We start from the raw sequence: 15,241 nt of genomic DNA, 5'->3' as shown, positions 1-15,241 counted from the left end.
CCCCCTGGTCACCGCCGCCGTCCTCCTCGCCGCGGTGACGCACGCCGGCTGGAACGCCATCGCCCACCGGATCACGGACAAGCTCACCGGCTTCGCGCAGTTGGCCACGGAGTTACTGCCTGCGAGGCTACGCCGTACTGCTGCAGGCGTGGCTGTGCCGACTGCCTACTCGCTGCATCCGTAGCCGTAAGAGATCTGGCCCCGGGGCTGGAAGCCCCGGGGCCAGATCTACTCCTCACGGCAAAAACAGTCCCCGGAGTCTCACCGTTGCCATCTACCTCAGTCGTCGCTGAGGCTCCGGTAGCGAGGGGCTTCGGGGGCCTGGCCAGAGCCGGCGAGAATCTCTTGCCGATGAACGTCTCCACCGGCGGTGCGATTCTCCGGTTTTCTGGTGTATTGACCAGTTTCCTCGTCATGGGATCCGTGTCAAGGGGGGGCGCCGGGAAAATCGCAGACCGAGTCGAGACCCGCAGGTCAGGCCCGCAGTTGACCGGGGACCACCTGTGCACGTGATGTACCCGGATCGCGGCGGCGGGCCTCGTCGTCGTCGGGATCGCCCTGATGCTCCGCACCGGACGACCGGACGGCCGGGTCGGCCGGGGACGGCCGGACGGCTGGGGGCGGCCGGGATGACCGGGATGGCCGGGATGACCGGGATAGTGCGTACGGCGGCTGTGAGGCGCACCCTGGAAAGAGGTCTTCCGGAGGTGATCGTCATGATGCACACCGCAGTGGGATGGCACGTCGAGCTGGAGTTCATGGAGGACGACCAGCACACACGGGCGGTCGCGATGGTGCGGCTCCCCGACGGCGGCGAGGTCCGCGCGCACGGCCACGCCACCCGTCACCGCGTCGACGCCAACCAGCCGAGGGTCGGCGAGGAAGTGGCGGGGGCGCGGGCCTTGAACGAGCTCGCGATGCAGCTGCTCACCAAGGCGCACGACGACATCGACGCGGCGTCGGGGAGGGTCTCCCACCCGATCCACGTGTGAGCCGCCGCGCGGCCCCGGGCCTGGTCGACCGGTCCCGCCTGCCCCGCGACGCCGGGCACGCACTCCGGCCCGCACCGGCCCCTGACCCGAGCGATTCCCCGTACGAGGTGCAGGGGCCGGCCCGCCGGAAGCACGACGGGGCGCCGCACAGCCGCCCACCGGGCGGCGACGCGCACGCGGTCGGGCAGGTCCGGCCCAGCCCTAGCCCGCGTCGAGTGACGCCCGTACCGCCCGTACCAGTGCCTGTGCCCGCGGGTCCGCCGTCACGGTCCTGCGGAAGCCGTTGGTGACATAGCCGAAGGCGACGCCCGACTCCGGGTCGGCGAAGCCGAGGGCGCCGCCGCGCCCCGGGTGGCCGAAGGAGCCGGGGGACAGGAACGGGGACGCGCTGCCGTGCAGCATGTAGCCGAGGCCGAAACGGGTGCCCACGACGAGGACCCGGTCCGGGCCGGCCGACTCCTCGGCGCGGGCCCGTTCCGTCGTCACCGGGTCGAAAAGACGAGGGTGCCGTGTCACCCCGTCGTCGACCTCGCCGATCAGCGCCGCGTAGAAGCGGGCCAGCCCGTCGGCCGTCGCGATGCCGTTGGTCGCCGGGAGGGCCGCTGCCCGGTACGCCGGGTCGTTCTGGTCGGGGAACGGCGTGATCGCGGCGAAGGCCCGGCGGGTGAGGGAGCCGGGGTCGGCGTAGGCGTCGGTGACCGCGCGCTTGGGGCGCAGGCGGGGGCCGTTCCCCGACGGCTCGGGGTCCTCGAGGCGCCCGACCCGTCCGGCCCGGCCCGCCGCCTCCTCCGCGGGCGGCAGCCCCAGCCACAGGTCCAGCCCCAGCGGCCGGGCGATCTCGTCCGCGATCCACTCACCGGTGCTCCGCCCGCCCGTCGCCCTGCGGACCAGTTCGTCGAGCAGCCAGCCGTACGTCAGCGCGTGATAGCCGTGGTCCGTGCCCGGTTCCCAGACGGGTGCCTGCGCGGCGACGGCCTCCGGGCCCCGGAGTGGGTCGAGGGCCTGGTCCGGGGTGAGCGGACGGTCGAGGACCGGCAGCCCGGCCCGGTGGTTCAGCACGTGCCTGACCAGCACCCGCTCCTTGCCGTGCGCCTTGAACCGCGGCCAGTACTCGCCCACCGGCGCGTCCAGGTCCAGCTCCCCGCGCTGGTGCAGCAGCAGCGGTACGGCGGCGGCGACGCCCTTGGTCGCCGAGCGCACGACCTGGGCGGTGCCCCGGCGCCACGGCTCGGTCCCGTCGACGTCCCTGGTGCCGCCCCACAGGTCGACGACCTTGCGCCCGTCCCGGTAGACGACGACCGCCGCGCCCCGGTCCCCGAGCGCCGCGAAGTTCCGTGCGAACGCGTCCCTGACCGGCCCGAAACCCTCGGCCACCGCGCCGTGCACATCCACGCCCGCGTCCACGTCCACGCCCGCGTCCACGCCCGTGTTCACGTCCACTTGCCACGTCCCTTCCGACCGCCTGCGACAGTCGGTGCAACCGTCACCGGCCGCCCGCGATTCCAAGGGGGAAGTGAGGGACTGATCTCACATGTGGTGTGCGGCCCGAAGGGCGTGACCCGGGAAATATGGGACATTGGAGTAGGTGGCGTACGGGGTGGGCGCACAGCTTTCGCAGACGTGGTGAGCGTAAGGGGCGATCCGATGTCCGTAGTCGAACAGTACGCACGAGCCCACATCCTGACGGACGCGGACCTCCCGGACGAGGACGGCGCCGGTGCCATACCCGTCGTGCTGCGCTACGACCCGGACCGCGACCCGCGGACCGTCCGCGTCGGGCTGCCCGCCCCGGGCCGCGGTCCCGGCTTCCGCGAGTGGGCCTTCTCCCGGGCCCTGCTGGAACAGGGCCTGCGCGCGCCCGCCGGAACCGGCGAGGTGCGGGTGTGGCCGTGCGGGCGGGTGCAGGTCGTCGTCGAGTTCCACACCCCGCAGGGCTGCTCGGTGGTCCAGTTCGAGATGAAGGCGCTCATCCGGTTCCTGCGCCGGACCTACACGGCGGTGGCACAGCCGGTGGCCCACTGAGCCACCGGCCGTGCCTGCGGGCGCCGCGCGTCAGCCGGCGCTCTTCAGCAGCGCCGCGACGATCGGTCCCGCGGACTCGCTGCCGTGGCCGCCCTGCTGGACGACGCCCGCCGCCGCCAGGTCGCCCCGGTATGCGGTGAACCAGCCGTTGGGCTGCTCCTGGCCGTCGACCTCCGCCGAGCCGGTCTTCGCCCCCGTGTCACCGCTCACGCCGGCCATCGCCTCCGCCGCGGTGCCGTACGCCGCCGTGTAGGACATCAGCTCGCGCAGCTGCGCCAGAGTGGACGCGGACATCGTGCGGGAGGCGGTGGCGAACTCGCGGCCGTCGACCGACCGGGCGACCAGGTAGGGCTGGTGGAAGCGGCCCGACTTCACGGTCGCCGACACGGACGCCATGTTCAGCGGGTTCATCCGCACCCCGCCCTGGCCGATGAGGGAGGCGGCCATCGGGGCCGCGCTCTGCACCGGCACCGAGCCGTCGAAGGTGGGCACGCCGACGGACCAGTTGTTCATCGACAGGCCGAACACCTCCTTCGCCTGCCTGGTCAGGTCGTCGTTCTCCAGCTTTGGGGCCTGGCTGATGAAGGCCGTGTTGCAGGAGCGGGCGAAGCTCGCCTTGAACGTGCCGTTCTTGATCTCGAACTCGTCGTCGTTCTGGAACTTCCAGCCGCCGTAGCCGAAGTACTTCGGGCAGGGGTGCTGCTTGTCCATCGACGCCAGGTTCTTCTCGATCAGCATCGAGGCGGTGATGACCTTCATCGTGGACCCGGGGGCCAGCGAGCCCTGGAAGGCGGTGTTGAAGCCGTGGCCGCCGTTGGCGACCGCGAGGATCTCACCGGTGGAGGCGCGCAGCAGGACCACCGACGCCCGTGCCTTGCCGGCCACCTGCTTCTCGGCGGCGGCCTGCAGGGCGGGGTCCAGGGTCGTCTTCACGGTGCCGGGTGTGCCCTCGCTCAGCTCCAGCAGCGTCTTGTCCGAGGCCTTGGCCGCCTTCGACTCCTTCCCCCGGACCGCGCGCAGTTCGATGCCGGGGGTGCCGCCGGCCTTCTTGCCGTACTTCTCGCGCAGGCCGTCCAGCACGGTGCCGAGCGACGGGTACTTCGCGGCGGTGATCTCCGCGCCGTCCCGGTCCAGCGCCTTGACCGGCGGGGTCCCGGCCTCCCCGGTGACCAGCGTGTCGCCGTCCTTCAGCTCCGGATGGACGACGGAGGCGTGCCAGTCGACGCGCGGCTCGCCGTCTCCGGCCCGGCGGACGACGGTCAGCGCGCTGTCGTACGCCAGCGGCTCGGCCGTCTGCCCGTGGGCGACGGTGGCCTTCACGGAGAACGGGACCTTCTGCCCGGCCGGGGTGCCCGGGGTGAGCGTGACGTCCTTGGCGCGGGCGTCCTTGGTGTAGCCGGTGAGCAGCGCCTTCGCGGCCTCGGCGTCGTCGGTCGCGGCGGCCGCCCCGGCGACGTCGCCCTGCTGCCAAGCGGTGAGGAACCGCTGGGCCGTCGAGGTGACCTCGGCCGCCGTGAGGGGGCCCGACTTCACCTTCTTCCCGGCCGCCGCGGACGTCGTCCGCGCGGTGTCCTCGGCACCGGCGCCGCCGTACACCGCGTAGGCGCCGAATCCGGCGCCGGCCACGACCACGGCGGCCACACTGCCGATCACGGCGGGTTTCGTCTTCCGCCGCTCGCCGGCGGCCCTTCTGCTGCCCACTGCGTCCTGTTCCTCCGCGCGCTGCCCGTTGTCGACGGGGCCGGCGGTGCCCTCGTTGCTTCACGCTTTCCAACGACGGCGACCACCCTAGGGTCTTCCGACCGGCCCGGCCGACCGGATTCAGCCTCCCGCGCGCAACACGTCCGCCACGATCGGGCCGGCCGCGTCGCCGCCGTGGCCGCCCTCCTCGGTCATGGCCGCCGCCGCGATGTCGCCCCGGAAGCCGGTGAACCAGCTGTTGGACGTGGTCTGCCCGTCGACCTCGGCCGATCCGGTCTTGGCGCCGATGTCGCCGCCGCCGAGCCCGGACATGGCCTCGGCGCCGGTGCCCTGGGTCGCGGTGAGCCGCATCATCTGCTTGAGCTGGGCGGCGGTGCTCTGCGGCAGGCCCTTGGCGGTGGCGAGCTTCCGGCCGTCCAGGTCGGGCGAGACCAGGTAGGGCTGGCGGAACTCGCCGGTGATGGCGGTCGCCGTCACGGACGCCATGTTCAGCGGGTTCATCTGGACCTGGCCCTGGCCGATGGCGTTCGCCGCGCGGTCCGGGCCGCTCACGGCGGGGACCTCGCCGTCGAAGGAGACGATGCCGGTCTGCCAGTCGTCGCGCCCCAGCCCGAAGCGCTCCTCGGCCTCCGTCGTCAGCGAGGCGTCGGTGAGCGGCTTCTCGTCGATGAGCTTGATGAAGCCCGTGTTGCAGGACCGCATGAAGGTGTTGGCGAGGGTGGCGCCCTCGTTGGGCTCCATACCGGTGAGGTTCTTGAAGGTCTGGCCCTGCCAGATCGCCGTGTCCGGGCAGGGTGCCGGGTCGTTCATCGAGGTCACGCCGTTGTCGATGAGCATCGCCGCGGTGATGATCTTCATGGTGGAGCCGGGGGCGACCTTCCCCTGGAAGGCCGCGTTGAAGCCGTCCGCGCGGTTGTTCGCCACGGCCAGCACCTCGCCGGTGCTCGGCTCGACGGCCACCACGGACGACTCGCCGTAGCGCTTCACCGCCTTCTCGGCCGCCGCCTGCACGCTCGCGCTGAGCGTCGTCTCCAGCTTGCCGGGCTTTCCCTCGGTCAGGGTCAGCAGCGGGGTGTCCGGCCCGCCGCCGTTCCCGTGCCGGACCACCAGCTCCACGCCGGGGGTGCCGCCCGCCTTGTCGCCGTACTTCTCCCGGAGCGTGGCGAGGACCGGGCCGAGGGAGGGGTACTTCTCCTTGGTCAGCACGGCGCCGTCGCGGCCGACCGCCTGGATCTGCGGGGTCGTCGACTCCCCGGTGACCAGGGTGTCGCTGTCCTTCAGGTCCGGGTGGACGACGGACGGCCGCCAGTCGACCAGCGCGCGTCCGCTGGTCTCGCCGCGTACCACCGTCAGCTCGCTCTTGTACGTCAGCGGCTTGGACACGCCCTCGTACGACACCTTCGCCGTCACGGTGAACGGCACGGCGGTGCCGGTCGCCGTGCCGGGCGTGATCTCGACGTCCGTGATGTGCGCTTCCTCGCCGTAGGACGTCAGCATCGTCCCGGCGACCGCGGAGTTGTTCGTGTGGGACGCCGCCTCCGTCGCGTCGCCCTTCTCCCAGGCCGTGAAGAACTTCTCCGCCGTCTCCTCGACCTCGTCGCCGCTCGGCGGCCCGCTCTTGGCCGACGTTCCGGAGCCGCCGTCCAGTGCCGACACCACGTTGTAGGTGCCGTACCCGGCCCCGCCCACCATCACGGCGAACACGCCGCCTATGACGGCGGCCTTCACCCCCTTGCGCATCGCGCCTTTCCCTCCCGTGGGTGCCTTTTGTGACGTTTTCTGAACGCGTTCAGAAAACGTGGTCGCCTCCGAAACTGTATGCGGGGCACGGGGCGGGAGGTGCGGGGGTGACGCAATCGTTAGCGTGGCGAACGGCGTACGGCGAACGGCGTACGGCAACGGCGCACGGCAGGGGCGGGGCCCCCGAGCCGTACCGGCGTCCGTGCCGGCCTCCGTCCCGCCGGGTCGCCCACCTCCCCGGCCGGGCGAACCTCACGGCATGCGCTGCCCGAATGCGCGTGCTATGTCTGGGTTGTAAGACTGCACGGCACAAGGGTGCGGAGGACGAAATGGCAGACGCGGCTTTCGCCAAGCTCTTGTTCCTGGAAGCGCAAAGAGTCCAGGACCCGGACGGTGCGGACGAGATCGTCATCAGCAGAGGTGACGGCGGTGTATTCGAGAAAATAAGGCTGCGCAAAGGGGATGTGTTCGAGTTCGACGAGCGGTTCGTTCCGTTCGTCAACCAGGCGCCGATCGACATTCTTCTGCACGAAGTGAACGAGGCGACCGGCCAGGCCGCCTTCGTCGGAGGGGCGAAGATCATCCCCTCCGAGGTGGGCCTCGGAGAACGGAAGCAGGCGATCGGCGCACTGTCCCTGTCTCTGTACGAGCTGACGTACAAGGTCCTGTGACAGCCGGCCACCCCTTGGCGGGTCGTGTCGGCCCGGCAGGGGATGCCGGTTGCGGTAGCGGTGGGGCTACCGGGTACCGGGTCCGACGCCGACCGCGCAGCGCCGTTCGCCGCGCTGTCGGGGGCATCTGACCGGCTAGACCCACGTATCGAGCCACATCCGTGACCGCCAGTCCTCCATCGGGATCGCCGTCCCCGTGTACAGCGGCCAGAAGTAGATGAAGTTCCAGGCGATCAGCAGCACCAGCACGCCCGCGCCCGTCGCCCCCGCGACCCGCCGGGCGTCGCCGCAGCCCGGCCGGCCCACGATCGCCCCCAGCAGCATCGCCACCGCCAGGCACAGGAACGGCAGGAAGACGACGGCGTAGAAGAGGAAGATCGTGCGCTCCTGGTAGAAGAACCAGGGCAGATAGCCGGCCACGATGCCGCAGGCGACGGCGCCCGCGCGCCAGTCGCGGCGGAAGGCCCAGCGCCACAGCACGTACAGCAGGGCGAAGACGCCCACCCACCACAGCGCTGGCGTGCCGAGCGCCAGCACCTCGCGGGCGCACTTCCCGCCCGCGTCGGCCGGGCAGCCGTCCGAACCGGCCGCCGGCGACTCGTAGAAGTAGGAGACCGGACGGCCCAGGACGATCCAGCTCCACGGGTTCGACTGGTAGGTGTGCGGCGAGGTGAGGTGGGTGTGGAACTCGAGGACCTGCGACTCGTAGTGCCACAGGCTGCGCCACCAGTCAGGGAAGAGCCAGGACCAGGCGCTGTCCTTGCCGTCGTTCGCCGCCCAGTCGCGGTAGTAGCCGCCGGTTCCGTCGGCGGGGGAGAGGATCCAGCCCAGCCAGGACAGGACGTACGTGACGAGCGCGACCGGCACCGTCGACAGGAACGCCCAGCCCAGGTCGTACCGCAGCACCGCCAGCCGCGGCCGGTGGGCGCCCGCGACCCGGCGGGTGCCGACGTCCCACAGCACGGCCATCACGCAGAAGGCCGCCATGATGTACAGGCCGTTCCACTTGGTGGCCGCGGCCAGGCCCAGCATCAGCCCCGCCGCCAGCCGCCACGGACGCCACCCGAACCGGAACGTCTCGGCGAGGTGCGCGTCCGGCCGGACCCGGCCGTCGGCGTCCACCGGCAGCGCGGCGGCGAGTCTGCGGCGGGCCCAGTCGCGGTCGGCGACCAGGCAGCCGAAGGCCGCCAGCACGAAGAACATCAGCACGCTGTCCAGCAGCGCGGTGCGGCTCATCACGAAGTGCAGCCCGTCCACCGCCATCAGCGCGCCCGCCAGGCACCCCAGGAACGTGGAGCGGAACAGCCGGCGCCCGATCCGGCACAGCAGCAGCACCGACAGCGTGCCGAGCAGCGCCGTCATGAACCGCCAGCCGAACGGGTCGAACCCGAACAGCAGCTCGCCCAGCCCGATGACGTACTTGCCGACCGGCGGATGCACGACGTACGCCGCGTCCGTCGGGATCGGCACGTCGCCGCCGGAGTTCAGGATCAGGTCGTTGGCGTTCTTGTCCCAGTTGACCTCGAAACCGCGGTGGATCAGCGCCCAGGCGTCCTTGGCGTAGTACGTCTCGTCGAATATCACCGCCTTCGGGCTGCCCAGGTTCCAGAACCGCAGCACACCCGCCAGCAGTGCCACCAGCAGCGGTCCGCCCCAGGCCGACCAGCGCACGATCCGGTCGGCGAGCGGCTTCGACAGGCCGAGGAAGACCCACATGCGCGGACCGGGCCGGGTGTACGGCGGCACCAGCCGGTCGCGGACGTCGTCGGCCGCGGACGGTGCCGTGTAGCCGAAGCGGCGCAGCCGCTGCTGCCAGGCGGGCCGCCGGTCGGGCGGGGCCTGGTCCTGCCGGGTGTCCGTGGAGGACGCGGTACTGGTCACCGCGCCATCGTAGGGAACCGTGCTGTGCACGTCCCGCGCATGCCCCGGACCGGTCGGACGCGTCCCCGTTCGTCCGCCACCGGGAGGGAGTCCGTCCGCCGCCGGAAGGGCGTCCCTCCTCGCCTTGGAGGATGCCCGTCCGCTCCTGGGAGGATGGGGGTGTGACTGGAACCCTTGTACTGGCTGGCACCCCCATCGGCGACGTCCGGGACGCCCCGCCGCGGCTCGCCGAGGAACTGGCCGGCGCCGACGTCGTCGCGGCCGAGGACACCCGGCGGCTGCGCCGGCTCACCCAGGCGCTCGGCGTCACCCCCAAGGGGCGTGTCGTGTCGTACTTCGAGGGCAACGAGTCCGCCCGCACGCCCGAGCTCGTCGAGGAGCTGGCGGGCGGCGCGCGGGTGCTGCTGGTGACCGACGCCGGGATGCCGTCGGTGTCCGACCCCGGCTACCGGCTGGTCGCCGCGGCCGTCGAGCGAGACGTCCGGGTCACCGCCGTGCCCGGCCCGTCCGCCGTGCTCACCGCGCTCGCCCTGTCCGGGCTGCCGGTCGACCGGTTCTGCTTCGAGGGCTTCCTGCCGCGCAAGGCCGGCGAGCGGCTCTCCCGGCTGCGCGAGGTCGCCGGCGAGCGCCGGACCCTCGTCTACTTCGAGGCCCCGCACCGCCTCGACGACACCCTCGCCGCCATGGCCGAGGTCTTCGGCAGCGACCGGCGGGCCGCCGTCTGCCGGGAACTGACCAAGACGTACGAGGAGGTCAGGCGCGGCCCCCTCGGGGAACTCGCCGAGTGGGCCGCCGAGGGCGTACGCGGCGAGATCACCGTCGTCGTCGAGGGTGCGCCGGACACCGGGCCCGAGGAGGTCGGCGCCGAGGAACTGGTGCGCAGGGTGCGGGTGCGCGAGGAGGCCGGGGAGCGGCGCAAGGAGGCGATCGCCGCAGTGGCCGCGCAGGTGGGCGTGCCCAAGCGGGAGGTGTTCGACGCGGTGGTGGCGGCGAAGAACGCGGGGGGCTGACCGGGGCTCGTCGGAACTCGTCGGGACCTGACCGGGGCTTGGCCGGGACCTGGACGGAGCCTGGTCAGGACCTGGACGGAGCCTGACAGGGGCCGGGTCAGGGACCGGGGCAGGGGCCCGATCCGGCCACGCTTGACTCGTTCCTGACCTCACCGCCCTTTGCGTCAAGGGCACCCCAAATCGGCTCAAACACTCGGCAGATCTGGTGCGTTCCCGCTGGTGGAGGAGTCCACTGGAGGAAGGAGCAGAAGGAACGGCCAGCGAACCGAAGGAGCCGGGATGAGCATGAGTGAGAGCGCGGCACGGACCGGACTGCGCGCCGGCGCCACCGCCGTCGTCCACGAGTCGTACTCTTTCGCCTGCATGCGCTGCGGCAACGGCTGGGAGCAGGCCTTCGAGATCGAGCACCACAAGGACGGCGCCGGTCAGGAGTTCGTGCTCTACGTCGTGGACGGCCGTGTCGTGCCCTCCCCGCTGACCCGGCCGACCTGCGCCGGCTGCGACAACCACGTCGTGCGGATCATGCGGCCGGGGCGGGTCGCCTCGGCGCGCGGCACCGGGGCCGGACAGCAGCACCGGGTGCCGCCGGCCGGGCCGCTGGAGGTACCGGTGGTTCCGGGGGCCACGGGACCCACGGGGCCCTCGGGGCCCTCGGCGGAGCGTCGGCACCGGCCGCACTGGCACCTCGGCGACGTCCTGCACGCCCTCCACCTCCACCACCGCCGGGCGAGCTGACCCCCGCCGGGGCGCGCGGGGCCTTTCGTAGGATCGGGGTATGCCTTCGAACGCCGCCTCGGGCCGGTCCGACAAGAACGACGCGCCTCCGCTCCCCGAACCCCTCCGGGTGCCGGTCGCCGACTCCCACACCCACCTCGACATGCAGTCGGGCACGGTGGAGGAAGGCCTCGCCAAGGCCGCGTCGGCCGGTGTCACCACGGTCGTCCAGGTCGGCTGCGACCTCGCGGGCTCCCGCTGGGCGGCCGAGACGGCGGCGGCGCACGACGCCGTCCACGCCACCGTCGCCCTGCACCCCAACGAGGCGCCCCGCATCGTGCACGGCGACCCTGGGGGCACCTCCCAGCCCCCTGGGGCTGGGGGAGGGCGGTCGAGGCAAGGGGCGCGCGGGGCCGGAGGGGACGCGGCGCTCGACGAGGCGCTGGCCGAGATCGACCGGCTGGCCGCGCTGCCCCAGGTCAAGGGCGTCGGCGAGACGGGCCTCGACTACTTCCGCACCGGCCCGGAGGGCAAGGAGGCCCAGGAGAGGTCCTTCCGCGCCCACATCGAGATCGCCAAGCGGCACGGCAAGGCCCTGGTCATCCACGACCGCGACGCCCACGCCGACGTCCTGCGCGTCCTCAAGGAGGAGGGCGCCCCCGAGCGCACCGTCTTCCACTGTTACTCCGGCGACGCGGAGATGGCCGAGATCTGCGCCCGCGCCGGGTACTACATGTCCTTCGCCGGCAACGTCACCTTCAAGAACGCCCAGAACCTGCGCGACGCCCTCGCCGTGGCCCCGCTGGAGCTGGTCCTCGTGGAGACCGACGCGCCGTTCCTGACACCGGTGCCCTACCGGGGGCGGCCCAACGCGCCCTACCTGATCCCGGTCACGGTGCGCGCCATGGCCGGCGTGCGGGGCGTCGACGAGGACACGCTGGCGACCGCCCTGGCGGCGAACACCGCCCGCGCCTTCGGTTACTGAGCGGCGACTCGCCACGCAGCGTAGTCGCTCCGCTTTGGATAGTGACGACCGCTCCGCTAGGTTCTGGGGGCCCGAGCCGGACCCTGGAGCGTGTCGGTGTGAGCAGAACGCAGTTCTCGGCCTTCGAGACCCACCAGATCGGCGCGTCGCACGCACCGTACGACGTGCACAGCGCGCCGACCCCGGCGTACGGCGACGGCGGCTACCGGCCCGCCCGCGAGGTGACCGGGCCCCCGCGGCCCCGGCAGGGCGCCGCGCGGGCCCCGGCTCCCGCGCCGACCCCCGCCCCGGCTCCCGCACCCGGCGAGGGGCGGGCCGCGCGCCGACGCCGGGAGCGGTACGCCGGGCGCGGGGACGGCTCCCTGCGCCGACTGCTGCCGCGCGCGCTGGTCCTGGCGTTCCTCGCGGGCGGCACCACCGCCTTCGTCGCCAAGGACAAGGCCGTCGAGCTGACCGTCGACGGCACACCCCGCACGCTGCACACCTTCGCCGACGACGTGACCGAGCTGCTCGCGGAGGAGGGCGTCGAGGTGGGCACCCACGACGTGATCGTGCCCGCGCCTGCCACCCCGCTGACCAGCGGCGAGGAGGTCGCCGTGCACTACGGGCGGCCCGTCCTGCTCACCCTCGACGGGCGCCGGCGCCAGGTGTGGACGACCGCGGAGACGGTGGAGGGGGCGCTGAGGCGGCTCGGCGTGCGCACGGAGGGCGCGTACCTGTCCACCGAGGGCTCCCGGCGCATCGGACGGGAGGGCCTCACCCTGAACGTGCGGACCGAGCGGGTGGTGACCGTCATGGCGGACGGCCGGGCCCGCACCATCCGCACCAACGCGGCGACCGTGCGCGAGGCCGTCGAGGAGGCCGGGGTCACCCTGCGCGGCCAGGACACCACGTCCGTCCCGGCGACCGGCTTCCCCCGCGACGGGCAGACCGTCACGGTGCTGCGGATCACCGGCTCCGAGGAGGTCCGCGAGGACCCGATCCCGTTCGCCGTGCGCAGGGTCGAGGACTCCTCCCTCTACCGGGGCACCGAGGTCGTCCAGCAGGCGGGCCTGCCCGGGCTGCGGCGGACCACGTACGCGCTGCGCACCGTCAACGGCGTCCGGGGCAAGCCGCGCCGGCTGCGCACCGAGGTGGTGCGTGAACCGAGGACGCAGATCGTGCTGGTCGGCACGCGCGCCCGGCCGAAGTCCGTGCGGGGCGCCGACCACCTGAACTGGGAGGACCTGGCCGCGTGCGAGTCGGGCGGGCGCCCGGACGCCGTCGACCCCTCGGGGACGTACGGGGGCCTCTACCAGTTCGACACCCACACCTGGCACAGCCTCGGCGGCGAGGGGCGGCCGGAGGACGCGCCGGCCGAGGAGCAGACGTACCGCGCGAAGAAGCTGTACGTACGCGGGGGCGCCGACTCCTGGCCGCACTGCGGGGCACGGCTGCGGGAGTGACCGGCGGTGCCCCCACGGCGGCACCCCACCCCCCACGGCGGCACCGCGCCCCCCACGGCGGCACCGCGCCCCCCACGGCGGCACCGCGCCCCCCACGGCGACACCGCGCCCCCCCCCGCGGCGACACCGCGCCCCTCCGCGGCGGCACCGCGGCACTCCCCCCGGCGGCGACGCCCCGGCACCCCCCCGCGGCGTCACCCCGGCCCCCGCCGTGACGCCCCGGCACCCCCCGCCGGCCCCGACGCCTCCGCGCTCCTCGGCGCCTCCGCGCCCCCGGCTACCCTTGCGGGGTGAGCAGCCCCACCCCCGACGCCCTCCTGGGTCCCGCCGACGTCCGCGAACTCGCGGCAGCCCTCGGCGTACGCCCCACCAAGCAGCGCGGCCAGAACTTCGTCATCGACGCGAACACGGTCCGCCGTATCGTCCGCACCGCCGACGTACGCCCCGACGACGTGGTGGTCGAGGTGGGACCGGGTCTCGGCTCGCTCACCCTGGCCCTGCTGGAGGCCGCCGACCGGGTCACCGCCGTCGAGATCGACGACGTACTCGCCGGCGCCCTCCCCGCCACCGTCGCCGCCCGGATGCCGGAGCGCGCCGGCCGTTTCGCGCTGGTCCACTCCGACGCGATGCACGTGACCGAGCTGCCGGGCCCCGCCCCGACCGCGCTGGTCGCCAACCTGCCGTACAACGTGGCCGTGCCCGTCCTCCTGCACATGCTCGACACCTTCCCGACCATCGAGCGCACCCTCGTGATGGTGCAGGCCGAGGTCGCCGACCGGCTCGCCGCCGGACCCGGCAACAAGGTGTACGGCGTGCCGTCCGTGAAGGCCAACTGGTACGCCGAGGTCAAGCGGGCCGGTTCCATCGGCCGCAACGTCTTCTGGCCCGCGCCCAACGTCGACAGCGGCCTCGTGTCACTCGTCCGGCGGGCCGAGCCGCTGAAGACCACCGCGTCCAGGCGCGAGGTCTTCGCCGTCGTCGACGCCGCGTTCGCCCAGCGCCGCAAGACCCTGCGGGCCGCACTCGCCGGGTGGGCCGGCTCGGCCGCCGCCGCCGAGGCCGCCCTCGTCGCCGCGGGCGTGTCGCCCCAGGCGCGCGGAGAGGCGCTGACCGTGGAAGAGTTCGCGCGTATCGCCGAGCGTCGTACCGCCGAACCCGAGGAGTGACGAGCAAGTGAGCGTGACGGTCCGCGTCCCCGCCAAGGTCAACGTCCAGCTCGCGGTCGGCGCCGCCCGCCCCGACGGCTTCCACGACCTGGCCAACGTCTTCCTCGCCGTCTCCCTCTACGACGAGATCACCGCGACCCCGGCCGACGGCGGACTCCGCGTCACCTGCGAGGGCCCGGACGCCGACCAGGTCCCCCTCGACCGGACCAACCTCGCCGCCCGCGCCGCACTCGCCCTCGCCGAGCGCTACGGCCGCGAGCCCGACGTCCACCTGCACATCGCCAAGGACATCCCCGTCGCCGGCGGCATGGCGGGCGGCAGCGCGGACTGCGCGGGCGCGCTGGTCGCCTGCGACGCCCTGTGGGGCACGGGCGCCTCGCGCGCCGAGCTGCTCGAGATCTGCGCCGAGCTGGGCAGCGACGTGCCGTTCAGCCTGGTCGGCGGGGCCGCGCTCGGCACCGGGCGGGGCGAGAAGCTGACGGAGCTGGAGGTCGGCGGCGACTTCCACTGGGTGTTCGCGCTGGCCACGCGCGGACTGTCCACCCCGGCCGTCTTCCGCGAGTTCGACCGGCTGGGGGAGGGACTCGACATTCCCGAGCCGGTCGCCGCGCAGCCCGTCCTCGACGCCCTCGCCAAGGGCGACCCCGCCGCGCTCGCCGTCGCCGTCACCAACGACCTCCAGCCCGCCGCGCTCTCCCTCTTCCCCGAACTGTCCGACGCCCTCGCGGCGGGCCGGGCGGCGGGCGCGCTGGCGGCGCTGGTGTCGGGGTCGGGGCCGACGACGGCGTTCCTCGCCGCCGACGCCAAGTCGGCGTCCGACATCGCCGGGGTGCTGCGGGCGTCGGGGACGTGCCGCGACGTGCGCACGGCGGTGGGAGCCGTGGCGGGGGCGACGGTGGTCTGAGGGGCTGGGG

13 protein-coding genes and 1 pseudogene are annotated in these 15,241 nt (G+C 73.3%); 10 read left to right on the top strand and 4 right to left on the bottom strand.

Annotated elements, in window-relative coordinates; genetic code table 11:
• Positions 1–4 precede the first annotated feature (4 nt).
• Together ACP4J0_RS00750 and ACP4J0_RS00745 are read left to right on the top strand one after the other, a co-directional pair.
• Positions 5–106 (top strand): annotated as a pseudogene (locus ACP4J0_RS00750) (EamA family transporter); the annotation flags it as partial.
• Between the two features lie 610 nt (positions 107–716).
• Positions 717–992, top strand: coding sequence for a DUF1876 domain-containing protein (locus ACP4J0_RS00745; protein WP_426596623.1), 276 nt, complete (start codon positions 717–719; stop codon positions 990–992).
• A gap of 201 nt (positions 993–1,193) precedes the next feature.
• Here ACP4J0_RS00745 and ACP4J0_RS00740 read toward each other — a convergent pair whose 3' ends face one another.
• Positions 1,194–2,384 carry a serine hydrolase domain-containing protein gene (locus ACP4J0_RS00740; protein ID WP_426596903.1) on the bottom strand — a complete coding sequence of 397 codons (1,191 nt, stop codon included), beginning with the start codon at positions 2,382–2,384 and terminating at the stop codon, positions 1,194–1,196.
• Between the two features lie 252 nt (positions 2,385–2,636).
• Here ACP4J0_RS00740 and ACP4J0_RS00735 point away from each other — a divergent pair, with 252 nt between their 5' ends.
• Positions 2,637–3,014 carry an SsgA family sporulation/cell division regulator gene (locus ACP4J0_RS00735; RefSeq protein WP_426596622.1) on the top strand — a complete coding sequence of 126 codons (378 nt, stop codon included), beginning with the start codon at positions 2,637–2,639 and terminating at the stop codon, positions 3,012–3,014.
• 30 nt (positions 3,015–3,044) lie between these two features.
• Here ACP4J0_RS00735 and ACP4J0_RS00730 read toward each other — a convergent pair whose 3' ends face one another.
• Positions 3,045–4,715, bottom strand: coding sequence for a penicillin-binding transpeptidase domain-containing protein (locus ACP4J0_RS00730; RefSeq protein WP_426596621.1), 1,671 nt, complete (start codon positions 4,713–4,715; stop codon positions 3,045–3,047).
• A gap of 120 nt (positions 4,716–4,835) precedes the next feature.
• On the bottom strand, positions 4,836–6,455 hold the full coding sequence (locus ACP4J0_RS00725; protein ID WP_426596620.1) for a penicillin-binding transpeptidase domain-containing protein: 1,620 nt from the start codon (positions 6,453–6,455) through the stop codon (positions 4,836–4,838).
• A 329-nt stretch (positions 6,456–6,784) separates the two neighbouring features.
• On the opposite strand from ACP4J0_RS00725, the gene ACP4J0_RS00720 reads away from it, so the two are divergent.
• Positions 6,785–7,126, top strand: coding sequence for a hypothetical protein (locus ACP4J0_RS00720; protein WP_426596619.1), 342 nt, complete (start codon positions 6,785–6,787; stop codon positions 7,124–7,126).
• A 135-nt stretch (positions 7,127–7,261) separates the two neighbouring features.
• On the opposite strand, the gene ACP4J0_RS00715 is transcribed toward ACP4J0_RS00720, so the two are convergent.
• On the bottom strand, positions 7,262–9,007 hold the full coding sequence (locus tag ACP4J0_RS00715; protein ID WP_426596618.1) for a dolichyl-phosphate-mannose--protein mannosyltransferase: 1,746 nt from the start codon (positions 9,005–9,007) through the stop codon (positions 7,262–7,264).
• A 161-nt stretch (positions 9,008–9,168) separates the two neighbouring features.
• Between ACP4J0_RS00715 and rsmI the strand changes: the two genes are divergently transcribed.
• From rsmI to ACP4J0_RS00685, 6 genes are all read left to right on the top strand, one after another.
• The gene (rsmI, locus tag ACP4J0_RS00710) at positions 9,169–10,017 is read left to right on the top strand and encodes a 16S rRNA (cytidine(1402)-2'-O)-methyltransferase (protein ID WP_426596617.1); all 849 of its coding nucleotides are present in this window, start codon (positions 9,169–9,171) and stop codon (positions 10,015–10,017) included.
• A gap of 285 nt (positions 10,018–10,302) precedes the next feature.
• Positions 10,303–10,752 carry a hypothetical protein gene (locus tag ACP4J0_RS00705; protein WP_426596902.1) on the top strand — a complete coding sequence of 150 codons (450 nt, stop codon included), beginning with the start codon at positions 10,303–10,305 and terminating at the stop codon, positions 10,750–10,752.
• A gap of 40 nt (positions 10,753–10,792) precedes the next feature.
• On the top strand, positions 10,793–11,716 hold the full coding sequence (locus ACP4J0_RS00700; RefSeq protein ID WP_426596616.1) for a TatD family hydrolase: 924 nt from the start codon (positions 10,793–10,795) through the stop codon (positions 11,714–11,716).
• A gap of 98 nt (positions 11,717–11,814) precedes the next feature.
• Positions 11,815–13,161, top strand: coding sequence for a ubiquitin-like domain-containing protein (locus ACP4J0_RS00695; protein ID WP_426596615.1), 1,347 nt, complete (start codon positions 11,815–11,817; stop codon positions 13,159–13,161).
• Between the two features lie 290 nt (positions 13,162–13,451).
• The gene (gene rsmA, locus ACP4J0_RS00690; protein ID WP_426596614.1) at positions 13,452–14,327 is read left to right on the top strand and encodes a 16S rRNA (adenine(1518)-N(6)/adenine(1519)-N(6))-dimethyltransferase RsmA; all 876 of its coding nucleotides are present in this window, start codon (positions 13,452–13,454) and stop codon (positions 14,325–14,327) included.
• A gap of 7 nt (positions 14,328–14,334) precedes the next feature.
• Positions 14,335–15,231 carry a 4-(cytidine 5'-diphospho)-2-C-methyl-D-erythritol kinase gene (locus tag ACP4J0_RS00685; RefSeq protein ID WP_426596613.1) on the top strand — a complete coding sequence of 299 codons (897 nt, stop codon included), beginning with the start codon at positions 14,335–14,337 and terminating at the stop codon, positions 15,229–15,231.
• Positions 15,232–15,241: the final 10 nt, after the last annotated feature.

The sequence above is a fragment of the Streptomyces sp. WG7 genome (assembly GCF_049975785.1).
Classification (GTDB): Bacteria; Actinomycetota; Actinomycetes; order Streptomycetales; family Streptomycetaceae; genus Streptomyces.
Note: the sequence above shows the minus strand (reverse complement) of the source record. Positions and strands in the feature narration are given on the sequence as shown.

What these genes read in the sequence shown, in the direction of transcription:
- ACP4J0_RS00720 (WP_426596619.1), top strand. Translation starts at nt 6,785, where the DNA reads ATGGCAGACGCGGCTTTCGCCAAGCTCTTGTTCCTGGAAGCGCAAAGA.
- ACP4J0_RS00705 (WP_426596902.1), top strand. Translation starts at nt 10,303, where the DNA reads ATGAGTGAGAGCGCGGCACGGACCGGACTGCGCGCCGGCGCCACCGCC.
- ACP4J0_RS00745 (WP_426596623.1), top strand. Translation starts at nt 717, where the DNA reads ATGATGCACACCGCAGTGGGATGGCACGTCGAGCTGGAGTTCATGGAG.
- ACP4J0_RS00735 (WP_426596622.1), top strand. Translation starts at nt 2,637, where the DNA reads ATGTCCGTAGTCGAACAGTACGCACGAGCCCACATCCTGACGGACGCG.
- ACP4J0_RS00725 (WP_426596620.1), bottom strand. Translation starts at nt 6,455, where the DNA reads ATGCGCAAGGGGGTGAAGGCCGCCGTCATAGGCGGCGTGTTCGCCGTG.
- ACP4J0_RS00700 (WP_426596616.1), top strand. Translation starts at nt 10,793, where the DNA reads ATGCCTTCGAACGCCGCCTCGGGCCGGTCCGACAAGAACGACGCGCCT.